Below are 18,149 nucleotides of genomic sequence, written 5' to 3'. Positions count from 1 at the left end.
CGGACTCAATGGCATACATTACCATCTGGACACGGCTTTGTAACGTGCCACATGCGCGCCACTGAGTATTTGCTAGTGACGGCCTGAGCGGATAGGATGATGGCATCCCCACGCACTCACACAGGAATAAAGATGGAAAAACCGATGACCTGGTCCGCCCACGAGCTGACGATGACGGTCCTGATGACGCCGGACATGGCCAATTTCGCCGGCAACGTGCACGGCGGCACCATCCTCAAATATCTCGACAGCGTGGCCTACGCCTGCGCCAGCCGCTATTCGGGCAGCTATGTGGTGACGCTGTCGGTGGACCAGGTGATGTTCCTGCAACCGATCCACGTGGGCGAGCTGGTCACGTTCCTGGCCTCGATCAACTACACGGGCCGCACCTCGATGGAGGTGGGGATCCGGGTGGTGACGGAGAATATCCAGCAGCGCATGGTGCGCCACGCCAACAGTTGCTACTTCACGATGGTGGCCGTGGACGAGCACCGCAAGCCGGTGGCCGTGCCGCCGCTGGTGCCGGTCACGCCCGAGCAGCTCTCGCGCCACGCCCAGGCCCAGCTGCGCAAGCAGGCGCGCCAGATGGTGCATGGCGCCAAGAAGAAGCCGGCGCAGGAATAGGGCGCGCGGGTCGAGCCAGGGGCGCCCCCTCGGGGCCGGCCCTATGCCGCCCAGCGCAAGCGCAGCACCACCCAGTGCGCCAGCAGCCGGTTCAGCACGGCCAGCCCCAGCCCCTGGCGGCGCGCCACGCGCCGCTGCATGGCCAGCGCCGGCGAGCGGCCGCCGCCTTTGACGGCGAACACGATGCGGTTGTTGCCGGCCGCGCCCTGGAACCAGCACAACTGGTTCTGGAACGTCTGGCGCAGCCGGCGCAGCATGGCCGGATAGAGCGGGTCGTAGCTGAAGATGTTGGCCGCCAGCACGCCGCCGGGACGCAGCGCGCGCCGGCAGTCGGCGTAGAAGCTGGCGCTGCCCAGCGCCGGCGGCAGGCCCGATGCGTCGAAGCCGTCGACCAGCAGCACGTCGGCGCACGCGCTCTGGCTGGCCATGTAGTGCACGGCGTCGGTGTGGATCACGCGCAGGCGCGCATCGTCGGGCGGGATGGCGAACTGGTCGCGCAGCGCGATCACGTCGGCCCGCAACTCCAGCACCGTGATGCGGGTGCGCGGCAGGTAGCGGTGGCAGAACTTGACCAGCGAGCCGCCGCCGAGACCCACCATCAGGATATGTTCGGGCTGTGGCTGGAACAGCACGAAACACATCATGGCGCGCGCGTAGCTGAGCACGAGCGCGTCGGGCCGCGACAGGCGCATCTCGCTTTGCACCATGCCGGGCAGGAATTCGAGCGAGCGCCAGTCGCCGCGCGTGCGCACGCGCGGCGCGCTGGGACCGGGCGGCGGGGCCGGCAGCGGCTCGGGCGTCGGCTTGGGCGTCGGGTTGTTCGTCGGCATTGGTGAAGGGGCGGAGGAGGGCGGGCGAGCCGCCAGTTGACGGCGGCCGGGCGTGTTTTTATAGTAGCATGCGGGCGGCGGGCCGGTCATCCGCATTTACAGATGAGCAATTTGTAGGTACATTGGCGAAAGCCAGTGCCAGCCCCGCTGGCAGCCTGTCGGCCACATTGGAGAGAAAGATGTTTCTAGACCACCCCACCATCACCGCGACCAACAGTTTCACCGAGCCGGACCGTATCGAACGCCTGACCCGCGTGTACGGCTACGTGGTGGCGCTGGCCGATTTGGCCGGCAATACGGGTTTCATCGAAAAGTTTTCCCAGATTCATGACCACAAGGGCACGCTGATCGTCTTCTGGCACGAGGCGCCATCCGAGGAAGAGAAGGCTTACTTCGTCAAGGCCTGGGGCAGCAAGATCGGCGACGGCAGCACCAACGTCGAACACGAGGTGTAAGCGGCGCGCCCCGGCGCGCCGTGCATCGTTGCATCCATGGATATCAAAACACTGCTGCTGGCGCTGGCGCTGGGCAATCTGAGCCTGTGCGCGGCGCTGTTCTTTTTTGAGTACGAGCGCAAGCAGACGCTCAGCCTGTCGACCTGGGCCGTGGCCAAGCAGTGCCAGGCCGGCGCCTGGCTGCTGCTGTACCTGCGCGGCACCCTGCCCGACCTGCTCAGCATCGGCGTGGGCAACGCCCTGCTGTTCGCCGGCATGGCGCTGGACGCGGCCGCGCTGTGGGAACTGGCCGGCCGCCCCATCTGGCGCCGCTACCTGGCGCCCGCGCTGGCGCTGGCCGTGGCCGTGTTCCTGGGCGCCTACCTCGGCGAACTGGACAAGGCGATCCGGGCCGCGGCCGGCGCGCTGATCGTGGCCGGCTTCTTCCTGGCCGGCGTGCTGGCGCTGGCCCTGCGCTGGCGCGACGGCAGCATGCTGCGCCGCTTCCTCGTCGTGACCATGGTGCTGTTGTCGCTGGCCGTGGCCGCGCGCGGCCTGCTGGCCGTGCTGGCGCCGGACGGCTGGGGCTGGGTCAGCGCGGTGATGATCCAATGGCTGGGACTGGCCGTGCTGTACCTGATGATGCTGACCAACGCCTTCGGCTACCTGCTGCTCTCGCGCGAATCGCTGCAGGGCGAACTGGCGCGGCTGGAGACGGTCGACACGGTGACGGACGTGCCCAACCGGCGCGGCTTCTACCAGGCGCTCACGCCGTGGATGGCGCTGGCGCGCCGGCCCGGCATGCCGACCGCCCTGATCGTGCTCAACCTCGACCATTTCAAGCGCGTCAACGACAGCTATGGCCACCCGGTGGGCGACACCGTGCTCAAGACCATGGTCGACGTGTGCAAGAAGCAGTTGCGCGACAGCGACCTGATGGGCCGCCTGGGCGGCGCCGAGTTCGCCATCCAGTTGCCGCGCACGGCCCTGCCGGACGCGCTGATGGTGGCCGAGCGCATCCGCAACGCCGTGGCCGGCCACCCGGTCAAGACGGAGCGGGCCGTGATCAACCTCACGGCCAGCCTGGGCGTGACCACCATCCGCGCCGAGGACAGCACAGTGAGCCTGTTCAAGCGGGCCGACGAGGCGTTGCAGCAAGCCAAGCTGGCTGGCCGCAACCGCGTGGTCGAGGCGCGCGCGGAGAGCCCGCTCGAGGCCTGAGGCGTGGCGCACGGTACGGCTGTCATCGGCCCGTCACAATAGACGCTTACTGTGTGAGGATTTTTCACCTGATATTCTGAAAGCCTTCGCGGTGTTCATCAGAAAAGAGGCTTCTCCTATGTATGCAGCAGTAGATTTGGGTTCCAACAGCTTCCGCCTGCACATCGGCAAGCACGATGGCGAAGCGATCCGCGTGCTCAAGAGCGTGCGCGAGCCGATCCGGCTGGCGGCCGGCCTGGACGCCAACGGCAACCTGACCGAGGCGGCCATGCAATCGGCCCTGAACTGCCTCCGGAGCTTCCGCGTCACGCTGGCGGCCTACCAGCTCGAAGCCGTGCGCGTGGTGGCCACGTCGGCCATGCGGGTGGCGCGCAACGTGGCCGCCTTCCTGCCGGCCGCCGAACAGGCCATCGGCTATCCGATCGAGGTGATCTCCGGCGAGGAGGAGGGGCGCCTGATCTACATGGGCGTGTCCAACGCGCTGGCGCTGCCGGGCGAGCGGCGGCTGGTGATCGACATCGGCGGCGGCTCCACGGAACTGATCCTGGGACGGGGACAGGAGATCGAGCGGGTCGAGTCGTTCAGTCTTGGCACGGTCAAGCAAAGCCTGTCGTTCTTCGTGGGCGGGCGCATCGACGCGCCCTCGTTCGAGGCGGCCATCCTGTCGGCCCGCAGCCATCTGGAGGACGCGGCGCCGCCTTACCATCCGCAATACTGGCGCCAGTGCTACGGCTCGTCCGGCACGGCGCGCACGCTGGCCGAGATCATCATCAAGAATGGCCTGGGGCGCGAGATGAACGCCGCCACGCTGGAGGCGCTCAAACAGCGCTTCATCCAGATCGGCCACGTGGGCAAGATCGAAATGGCCGGACTGCGCCCCGAGCGCGCCGCCACCATCATCGGCGGCCTGGCCATCATGATCGCGCTGGTGCATGAACTCGATATCCCCGTGGTGCAGCCGATCGAGGCCGGCCTGCGCATGGGCGTGATGTGGGACCTGTACCTGCGTTCGACCAAGCGTGACCGGCGCGAGCAGTCCGTGCGCGCGTTCCAGCAGAAATTCCATGTCGACGAGCACCGCGCCGAGCGGGTGGCGAACGACGCGCTGGCCCTTTACGGGCAGATGAAACCGGCCTCGGACACGTACAACCGCCCGCTGTTCTGGAGCGCGCTGCTGCACGAGGTGGGCATGGTGGTGTCGCAAACGGGCTACCACAAGCACGCCGCCTACATGATCGAGAACGCCGACCTGCCCGGCTTCACCACGCGCGAGCAGAAGACCATGAGCCGGTTGATCGTGGCCCAGAAGGGCAATCTGCGCAAGGTGGGCGAGGCGCTGGCGGAACCCGATTTCGCCAAGGCCGTGGTGGCGCTGCGGCTGGCCATCCTGTTCATGCACGCGCGGATCGACGTCGACTTCCGCCAGCTCAAGCTGCGCATGAAGAACCGCATCGAGCTGGAAATCCGGCGCGACTGGGTGGCCGACCATCCCACCGTGTCGTACTGGATGGAGAAGGAGCAGGAGCTGTGGGACGAGGTGGGTGTGGACTTCAGCATCCGCGCCGGTACCTGAATTGCCTTTGCCTGGCGTGATATTGCTCAAACACAATCTTCAAAAATAGTATATATTATTTATATTGTTAACGAGGAGTGATGATGAGCAAAGCAATCGCCATGAAATCCACGGCCGGTGACCCGGTCGCCAACGGCAAGGCGGCGCCGCTGCCCAAGATGACCAAGGCGCCGGTGGTCAGGGCGCCCGCCGCCAAGGCCAAGCCGGCCGCGCGCGCCGAAGCCGCGACCCCGGCCGCTAAACCCGCCGCGAAGGTGGCCGCCAAGCCAGTCGCCAAAACCACGGTGAAAGCGGCGGCGAAGCCAGTCGCGAAACCAGCCGCCAAGGCGGCGCCGAAGGCGGCTGCGAAGGCAGTTGCGCCCAAGGCCGCAGTCAAGCCGGTCGCCAAAGCAGCCGTCAAGGCCGCGCCGAAGGCGACCGCCAAGCCGGCGGCCAAACCAGCCGCCAAACCAGCCGTTAAAGCTGTGGCCAAACCGGCAGCCAAGCCGGTCGCCAAGGCTGCCGTGAAAGCCACCCCCAAGGCCGCGCCCAAGGCCGCAGCCAAGGCGCCGGCCGTCCGTCCGGTGGAGCCGGCCAAGGATAAACAGCGCAAGGACAAACTGGTGCGCGACAGCTTCACCATGCCCGAGCAGGAATACGCGGTGCTGGGTCAGGTCAAGAAGGCGTGCCTGAAGGCGGGCTTCGAGATCAAGAAGAGCGAGTTGCTGCGCATCGGCGTGGCCCTGATCAGCCAGATCGACCTGGCCACGCTGCAGAACGTGTTGTCCGCGCTGCCGCAGTTGAAGACGGGCCGTCCGAAAAAGAACTAGCAAAAAAACAACACTGTCCTGATGTCACGGAACCGACACCGGCTTGTCATTTTCTTGAAGTATTAGACCGTTACGCTTGCTTCGTCACCCACTGAAAGGATGAAGCATGCAACATTCGATCGTACAAGCAGACGTCAGGGCAGCGTCGGCCAAGCTGGTGCTCAGCATGGCAAGCACACCGGAAGAGCTGCGCGAAGTGCAGCGCTTGCGCTACAAGGTGTTCATCGAGACGATGGGACTCAGTTCGCTGGCGCGCGAGGATGGCCTCGACAGCGACGAATTCGACGAACACTGCGATCACCTGATCGTGCGCGACACCAACACGCTGAAAGTGGTGGGCACCTACCGCCTGCTGAGCCCCACGCGCGCCCGCAAGCTGGGCCGCCTGTACTCCGAGAACGAATTCGACCTGGGCCGCCTGAACAACCTGCGCGGCCGCATGGTGGAGGCGGGGCGCGCCTGCATCCATCCCGATTACCGTGGCGGCAGCGTGATCATGCTGCTGTGGTCGGGTTTGGCCGAATACATGCGGCGCGAACAGTGCGACTACCTGATCGGCTGCGCCAGCATCAGCCTGGCCGACGGCGGCCACAATGCCGTCGCCGTCTACCGGGCGCTGGCCGCCCAGCACATCGCCCCGCCCGAGTACCGCGTCACGCCCCACCTGCCATTCCCGATCAGCAAACTGGAGGCGTCCGCCAAGGCGCAAGTGCCGCCGCTGCTGAAAGGCTACATGCGCTCGGGCGCGTGGATTTGCGGCGAACCGGCCTGGGATCCTGATTTCGAAAGCGCCGACCTGTTCCTGCTGCTGCCCTTGGGGAACCTGGACAACCGCTACGCCCGTCATTACGGCGTGGCCGGCGAAGCCGCCTGAGAAGCTGCGCCGCCGCCGCCGCGCATGTATCATGGCAACATGATACGAGCGCGGAGGCGGCATGCTATTTGACACAGAGCTGGAACGGGACGGCTTCCAGCAGCGGACCGTGGTGCGCCACCAGGGTCAGGCCCAATCGCGCACCACCGACCGCGTGGTCGAGGAAATGCCGGTGGCGCTGGTGTTCAACGGCGTCTCGCAAGCGGTGATGATGGCCACGCCGCGCGACCTGGAAGCGTTCGCGCTCGGCTTCGCGCTGTCCGAAGGCGTGGTCGATCACCGCGACGACATCTACGACCTGGTGCTGCGCGAGAGCGACGACGGCGCCGAGGTGGAACTGACCATCTGCCAGGAAGCGTTCATGCGCCTGAAGGACCGGCGCCGCACGCTGGCCGGCCGCAGCGGCTGCGGCGTGTGCGGTGTGGACAGCCTGGCGCAGCTCGATCTGCGTCCGCCGCGCATCAACGCGCCGGCGCTGGAACACGCGCCCGCGCCCGCTGTCGCGCGCGCCGCGCGCGAGCTCACGCAACACCAATCATTGATGCATGCCACCGGCGGCGTCCACGCGGCCGCCTGGTGCCAGCCGGACGGCGCCATCGTCCACGTGTTCGAGGACGTGGGCCGCCACAACGCGCTCGATAAACTGATCGGCCATCTGGCGCGGCAGGGTGAGGACATGGGACGCGGCTTCGTGTTCCTGTCCAGCCGCGCCAGCTACGAATTGGTGCGCAAGGCCGCGCGCATGCACATTCCCATGCTGGCCACCATCTCCGCCCCCAGCACGCTGGCGATCGACATCGCCGAACGGGCCGGGGTCGCGCTGGTGAGCTTCTGCCGCGAGGATGGCTGCGTGCAGTACGCCTGATTCAGGCGCCGGCCATCGCGTTGGCCGTTGCGTTGACCGGATACAGCAACACCGGGATCGACTTCGAGGTGGGCGTGCCGGCGCCGTCGGCCGTGCTGTGCAGCGGCACCAGCGCGTTCGTCTCGGGGAAGTAGGCGCCCAGGCAGCCGCGCGGGATGTCGTATTCCACCAGCAGGAAGCCGTCGGCGCGGCGCTCCACGCCATCGTCCCACACGCTCACCATGTCCACCCAGCCGCCCGGCTGCAATCCCAGCATGGCCAGGTCGGCGCGGTTGATGAACACCACGCGGCGCATGCCGTACACGCCCCGGTAGCGGTCGTCCATGCCGTAGATGGTGGTGTTGTACTGGTCGTGCGAGCGGGCCGTCATCAGTGTCATCAGGCGTTCGCCGTGGATGGCGCGGGCGCGGTGGATCGGGGTGTCGGTGTCCACGGCGCGCACCAGGAACTGGGCCCGGCCGCTGGCCGTGCGCCACTCGCGCGCGCGCGAGGCCACGCGCAGGTGGAAGCCGCCCGGCTTGGCCACGCGCGCGTTGAAATCGTGGAAATCGTCGAACACCCTGGCCACGGCGTCGCGGATGCGGGCGTAATCGGCCGCGTACCAGTGCCAGTCGACCAGCGCGCTGCCCAGCGTGGCGTGGGCCATGCGCGCCACGATGGCCGTCTCCGACAGCAGGTTGGGCGAGGCCGGTGGATTGCCGCCGTAGGACAGGTGCACCATGCTCATCGAATCCTCCACCGTCACCCCTTGCGCCACGCCGTGCTGCAGGTCGATCTCGGTGCGGCCCAGCGTGGGCAGCAGCAGCGCGGCCTTGCCGTGCACCAGGTGGCTGCGATTGAGCTTGGTGGCCACGTGCACCGTCAGGTCGCACGCGCGCAGGGCGGCGAAGGTGAGCGGCGTGTCGGGCGTGGCCATGGCGAAGTTGCCGCCCATGCCGAAGAACACCTTCACCTTGCCGTCCAACATGGCCTGGATGGTGGCCACCACGTCGTAGCCATGTTCGCGCGGCGGCGTGAAGCCGAACACCTGGCCCAGCCGGTCGAGGAAGGCGGCGCTCGGTTTTTCCTCGATGCCCATGGTGCGGTCGCCCTGCACGTTGGAGTGGCCGCGCACGGGGCACAGGCCCGCGCCCAGGCGTCCGATATTCCCGCGCATCATCATCAGGTTGGACAGCATCTGGATCGTGGCCACGGCGCCCTTGTGCTGGGTCAGGCCCATGCCCCAGGTGGCGATCACGCGCTGGCCGTGGGCGTAGACGTGCGTGAGGCGGTCGATCTGGTCGCGCGGCACGCCCGATTCATCGACCAGCTGCTGCCAGTCCTGGCGCCGCAAGTCGTCGGCGAAGGCCTCGAAGCCGCTCGTGTGTTCGGCGATGAAGTCCACGTCCAGCAGGCGCGCCTGGCCGGCCGCGCGGGCCGCGTCGTCCAGCTCCAGCAAGCCCTTGGCCACGGCCTTGATCAGCGCGAAGTCGCCGCCCAGGCGCGGCTGGATGAACAGTGAGCCGATGGCGGTGCTGGAATTGGTCAGCATTTCCATCGGATGCGACGGCGACGTGAAGCGCTCCAGCCCCCGCTCGCGCAGCGGATTGATGGACACGATGGTGGCGCCCCGCCGGGCGCAGTCACGCAGCTCGCCCAGCATGCGCGGATGGTTGGTGGCCGGGTTCTGGCCGAAGATCAGCAGCGTGTCCGCGTGCTCGAAATCGTCCAGCGTGACGGTGCCCTTGCCGGTGCCCACGGTGCCGGGCAGGCCACGGCTGGTGGGCTCGTGGCACATGTTGGAGCAGTCGGGGAAGTTGTTGGTGCCGTACATGCGCACGAACAGCTGGAACAGGAAGGCGGCCTCGTTGCCGGTGCGGCCCGAGGTGTAGAACGCGGCCTGATTCGGATCGGGCAGCGCCTTCAGCTGGCGCGCGATCAGGTCGAACGCGCCGTCCCAGGAAATGGGCAGGTATTTGTCGCTGGCCTGGTCGTACACCAGCGGATCGGTCAGGCGGCCGTGCTGTTCCAGTTCATAGTCGGACTGCTGCAGCAGTGTTCCCACGGTGTGGCGGGCGAAGAACTCGGGCGGCACGCGCTTGCTGGTGGCCTCCGCCGCCACCGCCTTGACGCCGTTCTCGCAGAATTCGAAGGTGGACGTGTGCACGCGGTCGGGCCAGGCGCAACCGGGGCAGTCGAAGCCGTCCGGCTGGTTCTGCGCCAGCAGGCTGCGGTAGTTGCCGCCACTGACCTTCTCGCGCACCAGGTTGATCGCCACCTGCTTCAGCGCGCCCCAGCCGGCGGCGGCGTGTGTGTAGGGTTCGATGCGGCCAGGCTTGATGTCGTTCATGGGCAGAGGGGCTCCGTGGCAGGTGGACGGCAGGGTAGTGCGGAGTATAGTGCCTCATTGATTTTTTGCAAACAGGTCAAATTCTGCGGCATTGTTCGACGCCAGATTGTACTGAGTGGTACAATATAAACCGAGCAGTACAATTTCAACCACTCACGAAAGGCTCATCATGTCCCGTCCACCGCTGCCGCCGTTCACCCGCGCCACCGCCATCGAAAAAGTCCGTCTGGCCGAAGATGGCTGGAACACCCGCAACCCCGAGAAAGTGGCGCTGGCCTACACCGAAGACTGCCTGTGGCGCAACCGCGCCGAGTTCGTGCAGGGGCGAGCCGCCATCGTCGGCCTGCTGACGCGCAAATGGACGCGCGAGCTGGAGTACCGGCTGATCAAGGAGTTGTGGGCGCACGACGGCAACCGCATCGCGGTGCGCTTCGCCTACGAATACCGTGACGATTCCGGCCAGTGGTACCGCGCCTACGGCAACGAGAACTGGGAGTTCGCCGCCGACGGCCTGATGGCGCGCCGTCTGGCCAGCATCAACGAGGCGCCGATCGCGGCCTCCGAGCGCAAGTTCCACTGGGATCTGAACGGCCCCCGGCCCGCCGATCATCCGGGCCTCAGCGATTTTGGTTTCTGAAGAAAGCGGGGCAACGATATGGCAAGAACCATTGCGGAACGCGGCGACGTGGTGCCACGGCTGGCGGAAGTGTTCCGCACCTATGGCTTCGAGGGCGCCAGCCTGGCGCGCATCACGCAGTGCACGGGGCTGGGCAAGGGCAGCATCTACCACTTCTTCCCGGGCGGGAAGGAGGAGATGGCCGACGCCGTGCTGAGCGAGATCGAAGCCTGGTTCCGCGAGCAGGTGTTCCTGCCGCTGGCCGCCAGCGAGGACGTGGCGGCGGGGCTGGACCGGATGTTCAGCGCCGTCGCCGACTACTTCCTCTCGGGCCGCAAAGTGTGCCTGGTGGGCGTGTTCGCGTTGGGCCAGGAACGGGACCGCCACGGCGAGCAGGTGCAGCGTTATTTCGCCGAATGGATCGCGGCGCTGGCCGCCGCGCTGCGGCGTGCGGGCCACGACGCGCAGGAGGCGACCGGGCTGGCCGAGGAGGTGGTGGGCGGGATCCAGGGCGCGCTGGTGCTGGCGCGCGCGCACGACCAACCGCAGTTGTTCATGCGCGCCTTGGCCCGCCTGCGCGAGCGGCTGCGCTAAGCGAACGAGGGCGCGTTGCGGCCGGTGTTTTGTTTAGCACGGAAGCGTCGCCGTAGCAATCGGGCGGTGGTCGCTGTGTGAAACCGGAAGTTACAAACTTAAGCCAGTTGTATGCGCGTTTGGTTACTGAAGAATGTTGACTGGGGATTACTTTGAAACGTCGTTCAGCGGGGTTTGGGCTGGACGTTGAAAGAATGGTGCGGAAGTACGTCAGGCTGGCTGCAAGTGTTCTCTATGGCGCAGTTTGGGGCGCCGGAAACCGCATGCCGGCGCCTGGCATCGCAAGGTCAGCGTAGCTGCTCAGTGCATGGAAGCGGTCGACAATTCCTTCAGTTCTCGGATGCTGATGTCCGATTTCTCGTGCATGCGCAATAAGATGGTGGCCCCGACGGCCAGCTTGCGATGCCGGATCTTGCTAATGATGGGGGGCTGCACTTCAAGTACGCGGCACAGCTCCGCATCGTTCTTCAGGTTCATTTTCTCGATCAGGGTGTCCAGCAGCTTGTTCGGGACAAAGCTGGACGGTTCGAGCGCACGCGCCCGGTTCATGGCCTCGATCAACTCCAACTTTTTTTGCCGTACGTTCATTTTTGCTCCTCCTTTGCTCAAAAACGTGGTTGGGTTGGCGTGTCCTCGCTGGCGAGCCATCCCACATTTCGGTTCCGGAATGTGGAATGCGGCTCAACATTCTTGATAACCAAGCAAGTTACTTTCAATAATACTACGGAGAGAATTGGATAGGATGATTTGATAAAAAAATTATCTTGTTTTTTGCTCAAACGGATTGACGATTGTTGTTTCTTGTATCCCGAGTTTCGTTAACAACAACGTTTTATCGGCCATGGCGGCCGCGGCGTGGGAGTGGGTGACCATGATGGCGCAGGCGCCGGTCGCTTTGATTTCCTGGCGCAGCAGGGTGAGGATGGTGTCGGCCGTGTCGGGGTCGAGATTGCCGGTCGGTTCGTCGGCCAGCACCAGCGCCGGCCGGTGCACCAGCGCACGGGCGATGGCGACCCGTTGCAGTTCGCCGCCCGACAACTGGTGCGGGAAATCGGCGCCGCGGCCGCCCAGCCCCACCGCCTCCAGCATCTGGCCGGCGCGCCCGCGCGGCAGGCCGTTCAGCAGCAGGGGCAGGGCCACGTTCTGCAGCAGCGTGAGGTGGGGCAGCACGTGGAAGGCCTGGAAGATGAAGCCCATGCGGGCGCGCCGCAGCCGGGTGGCGGCGTCGTCGTCGAGGCCGGACATGGCCACGCCGTCCACCAGGATGGGCGAGGCCTGCGGGCCGGGGTCGGGCTGGTCGAGGCCGGCGATCAGGTTCAGCAACGTGGACTTGCCGACCCCGGAGTCGCCCATGATGGCGACGAACTCGCCGGCCCGGAATTGCCAACTTAGTTTGTCCAGCACGGGATGGCCGCTGGCGTAGGATTTGGTGAGCTGGCGCAGTTCGAGCATGGGGGGCCTTCAGCGGGTCAGCATGCGACGCAGCGCGAAACTGACGGCGTCCACCAGGGCCACCAGCAGCAGCATGGCGGCGATCACGGTGGCCGCCGGCTGCATCTGGAACAGCGACAGGTGGTACTTGAGCATCTGCCCCAGGCCGCCCGCGCCCACCACGCCGAGGATGGCGGCCGCGCGGATGTTGTTCTCCCAGCGGTACAGCGTGTAGGACATCATCTGCGGCAGCGCCTGCGGCAAGGTGGCGTACAGGAAGGCGGCCATCGGCGCGGCGCCGTTGGTGCGCAGGCTTTCCTCCGGATGGGGGGCGGCGTTCTCCAGCGCGTCGGCGAACAGGCGGCCCAGCACGCCGGACGTGTGCGCGGCCAGCGCCAGCGTGCCGGCGAACGGCCCCAGGCCGGCCGCGATCAGCAGGATGGACGCCCACACCAGTTCGGGAATCGAGCGCAGCACGTTGAGCGCCGCGCGCACGGGGACGCGCAGCACGCGGCCGAAGCGTCCCGCGCCGGGCAGGGCCAGCGCCAGTCCGGCCAGCGCCGCCAGCAGCGTGCCCAGGGCCGACATGGCCAGCGTTTCGGCGGCCGCGCCGGCCGTCTTGGTCAGGAACGGCAGGCCCAGTTCCGGCGGCGCGAAGCCGGCCAGGAATTCGCCCATGCTGGCGATGGCGTCGAGCGTGAAGAAGGCGCGCCACTGCAGCGGCAGCGAGGCGAAGCTGGCCGCCACCAGCACCGCCAGCAACACGGCCAGGATGATGATGGGCCAGGCCGGCGGCGGCGCCGGCGGCATGCCGGCCGGGGTGCGCGGCGCCGTCATGCGAGCCACCTGCGCAGCATCTTCGAGACGGTGTCGGCGCCGGCCACCAGCAGCACGAAGATGAGCAGCATGGACGACACCTCGCCGCCCGACAGCATCTTCATCGATTCATCCATGCGCTGGCCCAGGCCGCCGGCGCCCACGAAACCCATCACGACCGAGCCGCGGATCGCGCATTCCCAGCGGTAGAGGGTGTAGGACACCAGTTCCGAGGCCGCCTCGGGCAGCGTGCCGTACAGCAGGGCCGCCAGCCGTCCGCTGCCGTTGGCCAGCAGCACCGCGCTGGCGCCGCCGTCGGACGATTCGAGGATCTCGGCGTACACCTTGCCCAGCATGCCGCAATAGGTGAGGGCGATGGCCAGCACGCCGGCCGTGGGGCCGAGGCCGATGATGCGCACGAACAGCAGCGCCCACACCAGTTCCGGCACGCTGCGCAGCAGCACCAGCAGCCAGCGCGCCACCTGGCGCACCAGGGCCGAGGACAGGCGCATGCGGCCGGTGCCCAGGCGCGAGATGGACAGCTTGTCCGTCACCAGCAGCGCGGCGGGGATGGCGCCCAGCAGGGCCAGCGTGAGGCCGGAGGTGGCGATGGCCACCGTCTGCCACGTTTCGCGCACCAGCATGGCGAGGAATTCGGGGCTGTGCGCGGGCGGCAGGAAGCCGGCCAGGAAGCGGCCCGTCGCCTCCAGGCTTTGCCAGTCGAGCAGCACGGAGGGATGGAATTCACTGGTCTCCACCATGGGCCACAGCAGGGCCAGGCCCAGCACGGCCATGATCACGCGGCCGCGCCAGGCGGGATCGGGATGGCGCGTGGCGCCGTTGTTGTTGGCCATATCGAGCGTCGCTTGCATGGCTCAGAAGCAGGCGCCCACGGCCACGCGCGAGGTCGGCGCGGCGGTGGTCGGCGTGCTGGCGGCCGGCACCTCGCCTTGATACAGCGCCGTCACCATGGCCGGCGTGACCTGCTCGCGCGGCAGGTCGAACACGATGCGCCCGTCGCGCAGTGCGACGATGCGGGGGAAGTGGGTCAGCGCCAGGTCCACCTGGTGCAGGCTGCAGATCAGGGTGGCGTTGCGCTGCGCCGCTTCCTGGCGCAGCGTGGCCAGCGTCAGTTCGGACAAGGCCGGGTCCAGCGCCGACAGCGGTTCATCGACCAGCAGCGCCTGCGCCGACGACAGCAGCAGGCGCGCCAGCCCGCAGCGCTGGCGTTCGCCGCCGGACAGGCGGTCGACCCGCGCGTACAGCTTGTCGCCCAGGTTGAAGCGGGCCAGCGCCTGGTAGGCGGCCTCGGGATCGGCCGGTTTGACCAGCGAGGCGAGCGCGCGCCACAGGCTCCACTGCGGCAGGCGCGCCGCCAGCACGGCCGTCACCACGCGCTGGCGCGGCGGCAGCGGCGGCGTTTGCGGCGCCAGGAACAGGCGCGCGCGCAGCTTGTGGCGCTGCGCCTCGGCCAGCGCCCACGGATCCTGGCCGAAGGCCTGGAACACGCCCTCGGCCGGGCGGTGGGCGCAGGCCAGCACGGCCAGCAGCGTGGTCTTGCCGGCGCCGGACGGGCCGATCACGGCCAGCTGCTCGCCCTGGTCCACCACCAGCGAGATGTCGCGCAGGGCCGCGCTCTGGGCCGATGCCTGGGCGGCGGCCAGATGACGCACCGTCAGATGCTCAAGGCGGTAGGTGGCGCCGGCATCGCCGGTGTGACTGCTGTCTTGCATCGTCGATTACTTCTTCAGCAGGCCGGCGTTGACGGCGGCCGCCTCGATGGCGGTGTAGTTCTCAGCCTTGGTCGGGATGAACTTCGAGGCGCGCTGCAGGTCCAGGATGGCCTTGTCCTGCGGGTTCTTGGGGTCCAGCGACAGGAAGGCGTCGGTCAGCTTCTTCTTCAGGGCCGGGTCCATGTCGGTGCGCACGCTCCAGTTGTAGTCATAGTAGCCGGGCGTGGTGTAGAACACGCGCACCACGGCCGGATCGACCTTGTGCTCGCTCACCAGTTTGTCCCACACCGAGATGTTGAGCGCGCCCGCGTCGACCTTGCCGCCGGCCACGGCCGCCACGGTGGCGTCATGCGCGCCGGAGAAGGCGATGCGCTTCAGGTCCGTGTCGGGATTGACTTTGGCCTCCAGCAGGTAGGCGCGCGGCATCAGGTGGCCCGAGGTGGACGACTCGGAGCCGAAGCTCAGCGTGTGGCCCTTCAAGTCCGCGAGCTTGTGGATGTCGTTTTTGGTGGTGATGAACACGGAGTGGAATTGCTGGTCCTCGGCGCGCTGCACCAGCGGCGTGACCTGGTTCTTGCTGCGGTCCTTGGCCTGAATGAAGGTGAAGCCGCCGAACCAGACCATGTCGATCTTCTTGTTGATCAGCCCTTCGACCGAGGCGGCGTAATCGGTCACGGGCGTGAACTCGACCTTCATGCCGATTTTCTTTTCCAGGTATTCGCCCAGCGGCTTGAACTTGCGCTGCAATTCGGTCGGCGCCTCGTCCGGGATGGCCGAGACGCGGAACACCTGGCTCTGGGCGTGGCTCAGCGGCGCGGCCAGCAGCAGGGTGGCGCTCAAAGCGGCGGTGAGGGCGGACTTGAAGGTGCGCAGGGCGGAGGTGGTCATGGTGTGGTGGCCTTTTCTGTTCGGGTAGTTGTTCGATCGCTATCGCAGCGTGGCGCCGCAAATTGGATATTCGGCTATGATAACAAAATTGTTATCGGAAGCAGTGGCCGGCGTGGCCAGTTGCAGCGACAGCGCCGGCAGGCAAGACCGTCATCCACCCAACGACCGAGTCCACTATGCTGATGCCCCTTTCCCCGGCGATGCGCATCGTTTCGCCCGCACCCCGCAACGACCACGACGCCAACGCTATCGACGACACCGGCGGCAGCACGCGCCCGGCCCACGGCGCCCCCGCCGTGCAGGCCGAGATCACCGCCGGTTTGCTGGCGCCGTCGGCCGCCGTGTCGCCCAAGTTCTTCTACGACAGCCTGGGCTCGCGCCTGTTCGAGGCCATCTGCGCGCTGCCCGAATACTATCCGACCCGCACCGAGGCCGCCATCTTCGCCCGCCATGGCAGCGACATCGCGCGCGCCGTGGGCACCGGCTGCACGCTGATCGACCTGGGCGCGGGCAATTGCGCCAAGGCCGCCGCGCTGTTCCCGCTGCTGCAGCCGGCGCAGTACGTGCCGGTCGATATTTCGCGCGATTTCCTGGCCGACGCCGTGCGCGGCCTGCAGCAGCGCTTCCCGGAAATCGGCATGCTGGCGCTGGGCCTCGATTTCTCGCAGGGCTGCGCGCTGCCCGACAGCGTGCGCCATGCGCAGCGCCTGTTCTTCTATCCCGGCTCGTCGATCGGCAATTTCGGGCCGGAGCAGGCGCAGCGCTTCCTGAGCGGCCTGCGCGACAGCGCGGGCGAGGACGGCGGCTTGCTGATCGGCGTGGACCTGGTCAAGGACACGGCCGTGCTGGACGCCGCCTACGACGACGCGCTGGGCGTGACGGCCGCCTTCAACCTGAACCTGCTGAACCACCTGAACCATCTGGTGGGCGCCGACTTCGACGTGCGCGACTGGCTGCACCGGGCGTTCTTCAACGAGCAGGCCGGCCGCATCGAGATGCATCTGGAGGCGCGCCATGCGCTGAGCGTGCGCTGGCGGGGCGGCGAACGCCATTTCGGCGCGGGCGAACGCATCCACACCGAATACAGCTACAAGTACACGCGCGCCGGCTTCGTGGCGCTGCTGGAACGGGCCGGCTTCGAGGCGGGCCGCATCTGGACCGACCCCGAGGGCTGGTTCGCCGTGATCCACGCGCGCGTGCGCCGCGACGGCGCCTGAGCCCATGAGCATGCACCAACCCCTGCAACTGGCCGGCGCCCAGTCCCTGTGGCGCGCCCGTTATGAGACCGTGCGGCGCCGTACGCTGGCGCTGGCCGAGCCGTTGTCGGACGAGGACTGCGGCGCGCAGTCGATGCCCGACGCCAGCCCCGTCAAATGGCATCTGGCCCACACCACGTGGTTCTTCGAGACCTTCATCCTCGAACGCATGGAGGAGGGCTTCGCGCCGTTCCATCCGGCGTTCCGGGTGCTGTTCAACTCGTACTACAACGGCGTGGGCGAGAAGCATCCACGGCCCCAGCGCGGCCTGCTCACGCGGCCAGCGATGGCGCAGGTGCGCGCCTACCGGGCCGACGTGGACCGCCGCATCGCGCGCCTGACGGAGCGCGTGCGCGACGCGGAACAGGCGCGGGAACTGGGCGCGCTGCTCACGCTGGGCATGCAGCACGAACAGCAGCACCAGGAATTGATGCTGACGGACGTGAAGCATCTGCTGGCGCAGAATCCGCTGCTGCCCGCTTATCTGGAGGAGGCGCCGGCCGGCGCCGCGCCGGCCGCGCCGCTGGCATGGCGGACGTTCGACGGCGGCCTGCTGGACATCGGCCACGACGGCGACGGCTTCTGCTTCGACAACGAGCTGCCGCGCCACCGGCAATACGTGGCGCCGTTCGCGCTGGCCTCGCGGCTGGTGAGCAATGGCGAGTTTATGGCCTTCATCAAGGCCGGCGGCTACGACGATCCGGCCCTGTGGCTGGCCGAGGGCTGGGACTGGGTGCGGGCCAACGGCCTGCGCCACCCCTTGTACTGGCGGCGCGGCGACGGCGCCGGAGACTGGCGCGAATTCACGCTGCACGGCGCGTTGCCGCTGGACCTGGCGCGGCCCGTCACCCACATCTCGCTGTTCGAGGCGGACGCCTATGCCCACTGGGCGGGCGCGCGCTTGCCGACGGAAGGGGAGTGGGAGCTGGCCGCCCGCGCGGCCGAGGTGGAAACGGGCTGGCTGCACCCGGCTGGCGTGGCGCCAGCCCATGACGGGCAGGAGCTGGCCCAGATGTTCGGCCACTGCTGGCAATGGACCAGCAGCGGCTACGCGCCCTATCCGGGCTACCGGGCCGCGCCGGGCGCGCTGGGCGAATACAACGGCAAGTTCATGGTCAACCAGTACGTGCTGCGCGGCTCGTCGTGCGCCACGCCGGCCGGCCATGCGCGCGCCAGCTACCGCAATTTCTTCCCGGCCGGCGCGCGCTGGCAGTTCACCGGGATCCGGCTGGCGCGCCAGCCGTAGTCAGACGGCC

Annotated in this window: 19 protein-coding genes; 11 read left to right on the top strand and 8 right to left on the bottom strand. The window is 67.5% G+C overall.

Features of this window, described 5'->3' with window-relative positions; all coding sequences use genetic code 11:
- The first annotated feature begins 132 nt into the window (after nucleotides 1–132).
- Nucleotides 133–624: an acyl-CoA thioesterase gene (locus AC1RQG_RS12045; protein ID WP_493131569.1), complete on the top strand. Its 492-nt coding sequence runs from the start codon at nucleotides 133–135 to the stop codon at nucleotides 622–624.
- Nucleotides 625–665: 41 nt separating this feature from the next.
- On the opposite strand, the gene AC1RQG_RS12040 is transcribed toward AC1RQG_RS12045, so the two are convergent.
- Nucleotides 666–1,454 carry a fused MFS/spermidine synthase gene (locus tag AC1RQG_RS12040; protein WP_493131567.1) on the bottom strand — a complete coding sequence of 263 codons (789 nt, stop codon included), beginning with the start codon at nucleotides 1,452–1,454 and terminating at the stop codon, nucleotides 666–668.
- 179 nt (nucleotides 1,455–1,633) lie between these two features.
- On the opposite strand from AC1RQG_RS12040, the gene AC1RQG_RS12035 reads away from it, so the two are divergent.
- The 6 genes from AC1RQG_RS12035 (at nucleotide 1,634) to fdhD (ending at nucleotide 7,230) form a co-directional block, all read left to right on the top strand.
- Nucleotides 1,634–1,909: a hypothetical protein gene (locus tag AC1RQG_RS12035; protein WP_493131565.1), complete on the top strand. Its 276-nt coding sequence runs from the start codon at nucleotides 1,634–1,636 to the stop codon at nucleotides 1,907–1,909.
- A 36-nt stretch (nucleotides 1,910–1,945) separates the two neighbouring features.
- Nucleotides 1,946–3,109 (top strand): GGDEF domain-containing protein, encoded by a 1,164-nt coding sequence (locus AC1RQG_RS12030; protein WP_493131564.1) that lies wholly within the window; start codon nucleotides 1,946–1,948, stop codon nucleotides 3,107–3,109.
- A gap of 118 nt (nucleotides 3,110–3,227) precedes the next feature.
- On the top strand, nucleotides 3,228–4,682 hold the full coding sequence (locus AC1RQG_RS12025; RefSeq protein WP_493131563.1) for a Ppx/GppA phosphatase family protein: 1,455 nt from the start codon (nucleotides 3,228–3,230) through the stop codon (nucleotides 4,680–4,682).
- Nucleotides 4,683–4,762: 80 nt separating this feature from the next.
- Nucleotides 4,763–5,491 carry a hypothetical protein gene (locus AC1RQG_RS12020; RefSeq protein WP_493131561.1) on the top strand — a complete coding sequence of 243 codons (729 nt, stop codon included), beginning with the start codon at nucleotides 4,763–4,765 and terminating at the stop codon, nucleotides 5,489–5,491.
- A 106-nt stretch (nucleotides 5,492–5,597) separates the two neighbouring features.
- Nucleotides 5,598–6,365 (top strand): GNAT family N-acetyltransferase, encoded by a 768-nt coding sequence (locus AC1RQG_RS12015; RefSeq protein WP_493131560.1) that lies wholly within the window; start codon nucleotides 5,598–5,600, stop codon nucleotides 6,363–6,365.
- Nucleotides 6,366–6,426: 61 nt separating this feature from the next.
- The gene (gene fdhD, locus AC1RQG_RS12010) at nucleotides 6,427–7,230 is read left to right on the top strand and encodes a formate dehydrogenase accessory sulfurtransferase FdhD (RefSeq protein WP_493131558.1); all 804 of its coding nucleotides are present in this window, start codon (nucleotides 6,427–6,429) and stop codon (nucleotides 7,228–7,230) included.
- Between the two features lies 1 nt (nucleotide 7,231).
- On the opposite strand, the gene AC1RQG_RS12005 is transcribed toward fdhD, so the two are convergent.
- The gene (locus AC1RQG_RS12005) at nucleotides 7,232–9,559 is read right to left on the bottom strand and encodes an FdhF/YdeP family oxidoreductase (protein ID WP_493131556.1); all 2,328 of its coding nucleotides are present in this window, start codon (nucleotides 9,557–9,559) and stop codon (nucleotides 7,232–7,234) included.
- Nucleotides 9,560–9,728: 169 nt separating this feature from the next.
- Between AC1RQG_RS12005 and AC1RQG_RS12000 the strand changes: the two genes are divergently transcribed.
- Nucleotides 9,729–10,196, top strand: coding sequence for a nuclear transport factor 2 family protein (locus AC1RQG_RS12000; RefSeq protein WP_493131554.1), 468 nt, complete (start codon nucleotides 9,729–9,731; stop codon nucleotides 10,194–10,196).
- Between the two features lie 18 nt (nucleotides 10,197–10,214).
- Entirely contained in the window at nucleotides 10,215–10,769 is a 555-nt protein-coding gene (locus tag AC1RQG_RS11995; protein WP_493131552.1) for a TetR/AcrR family transcriptional regulator, read from the top strand.
- Between the two features lie 300 nt (nucleotides 10,770–11,069).
- Here AC1RQG_RS11995 and AC1RQG_RS11990 read toward each other — a convergent pair whose 3' ends face one another.
- The 6 genes from AC1RQG_RS11990 to AC1RQG_RS11965 all read right to left on the bottom strand — a co-directional run bounded on the left by AC1RQG_RS11990 (nucleotide 11,070) and on the right by AC1RQG_RS11965 (nucleotide 15,637).
- On the bottom strand, nucleotides 11,070–11,357 hold the full coding sequence (locus AC1RQG_RS11990; RefSeq protein WP_182152738.1) for a hypothetical protein: 288 nt from the start codon (nucleotides 11,355–11,357) through the stop codon (nucleotides 11,070–11,072).
- A 171-nt stretch (nucleotides 11,358–11,528) separates the two neighbouring features.
- Nucleotides 11,529–12,221: an ABC transporter ATP-binding protein gene (locus tag AC1RQG_RS11985; RefSeq protein WP_493131550.1), complete on the bottom strand. Its 693-nt coding sequence runs from the start codon at nucleotides 12,219–12,221 to the stop codon at nucleotides 11,529–11,531.
- 9 nt (nucleotides 12,222–12,230) lie between these two features.
- Nucleotides 12,231–13,037 (bottom strand): phosphonate ABC transporter, permease protein PhnE, encoded by an 807-nt coding sequence (gene phnE, locus AC1RQG_RS11980; protein WP_493131548.1) that lies wholly within the window; start codon nucleotides 13,035–13,037, stop codon nucleotides 12,231–12,233.
- Complete coding sequence (locus AC1RQG_RS11975) at nucleotides 13,034–13,888, bottom strand: PhnE/PtxC family ABC transporter permease (RefSeq protein WP_493131546.1); 855 nt, start codon at nucleotides 13,886–13,888, stop codon at nucleotides 13,034–13,036. The genes phnE and AC1RQG_RS11975 overlap by 4 nt, the downstream gene beginning before the upstream one ends.
- 3 nt (nucleotides 13,889–13,891) lie before the next feature.
- A complete protein-coding gene (locus AC1RQG_RS11970) occupies nucleotides 13,892–14,749 on the bottom strand; it encodes a phosphonate ABC transporter ATP-binding protein (protein WP_493131544.1) in 858 nt (285 codons plus the stop codon).
- Nucleotides 14,750–14,755: 6 nt separating this feature from the next.
- Complete coding sequence (locus AC1RQG_RS11965) at nucleotides 14,756–15,637, bottom strand: putative selenate ABC transporter substrate-binding protein (protein WP_493131542.1); 882 nt, start codon at nucleotides 15,635–15,637, stop codon at nucleotides 14,756–14,758.
- Between the two features lie 176 nt (nucleotides 15,638–15,813).
- Between AC1RQG_RS11965 and egtD the strand changes: the two genes are divergently transcribed.
- Both egtD and egtB read left to right on the top strand, forming a co-directional pair.
- Nucleotides 15,814–16,854, top strand: a complete 1,041-nt coding sequence (gene egtD, locus AC1RQG_RS11960) for an L-histidine N(alpha)-methyltransferase (protein ID WP_493131540.1) — start codon at nucleotides 15,814–15,816, stop codon at nucleotides 16,852–16,854.
- Between the two features lie 4 nt (nucleotides 16,855–16,858).
- Nucleotides 16,859–18,139: an ergothioneine biosynthesis protein EgtB gene (gene egtB, locus AC1RQG_RS11955; RefSeq protein ID WP_493131538.1), complete on the top strand. Its 1,281-nt coding sequence runs from the start codon at nucleotides 16,859–16,861 to the stop codon at nucleotides 18,137–18,139.
- Nucleotides 18,140–18,149 lie beyond the last annotated feature (10 nt).

It is taken from the genome of Rugamonas sp. GW822-FHT03B10, from assembly GCF_058801745.1.
Note: the sequence above shows the minus strand (reverse complement) of the source record. Positions and strands in the feature narration are given on the sequence as shown.